Here is a 922-nt window from a genome sequence, read left to right as displayed (position 1 = left end):
GAACTTGCTCTTCGTAGCTTTGTTTTTCTTTGTTCTGATAGATGATCCCGGTCAACATCCCGTTCGTCTCCATCAACTTCGTCATGGCTTGAATACGATTGGATGGGTCGTAGTTCGGAATTTCGTCCAGATCGACGATATTTTCCTTGAACCATTCGTATGTGTTGAATTTATTGAATGTCACGCATGGACTGAAAATATTGATCATAGAGAAGCCTTTGTGCYTCATACCTTCTTCGAAGATCATAGTCATTTGCTTCAAATTGCTTGAGAACGATTGGGCTACGAACGTAGCACCTGCTGCCAATGCCATCTCGAGCGGAGCCAATTCAGTCTCGATCGAGCCTTGAGGCGTGTACTTGGAATTGATGAAGCCTTTCGCGCTGCGTGGCGAGTTCTGGCCTTTCGTCAATCCATAGATTTGATTATCCATCACGATATAGCTCATATCGATATTACGACGAATGGCATGTACCGTGTGTCCCATCCCAATTGCAAAGCCGTCTCCATCTCCACCGGATGCGATAACCGTCAGTTCACGGTTGGACATCTTAACGCCTTGCGCAATAGGAAKTGAACGTCCATGGATGCCGTGGAAACCATAACAGTTAATATAGCCGGATATACGACCGGAGCAGCCGATCCCTGAGATAACAGCCAAATTCTCAGGCTCCAAACCAATGTTAGCAGCAGCACGTTGGATCGCTGCTTGTACGGCGAAGTCGCCGCAACCTGGGCACCAGTTCGGTTTTACGTTATTTCTGAAATCTTTTAATGTTGCCATCTCTATTTCAGCTCCTTACACTCTTTATGAATTTCAGAAGGCAGGAACGGTGTTCCGTCGTACTTCAGCATGCTCTTGATCTTGCCGGCATGACCTACATGAAGCTTGATCTGATCGGCGAGCTGACCGGTTGCGTTG

The 922-nt window shown here is 47.0% G+C and carries 1 protein-coding gene; it reads right to left on the bottom strand.

The genetic code is table 11. From position 1 onward, the window contains the following. The coding region (locus AC1DWB_RS36195; RefSeq protein ID WP_477545876.1) for a 2-oxoacid:ferredoxin oxidoreductase subunit beta at positions 1–784 on the bottom strand (784 nt) is incomplete at its 3' end. Positions 785–922: the final 138 nt, after the last annotated feature.

This window comes from Paenibacillus sp. P4_E11 (assembly GCF_056401635.1).
The sequence above is the reverse complement of the archived record's forward strand: the minus strand, read 5'-3'. Positions and strand labels throughout refer to the sequence as shown.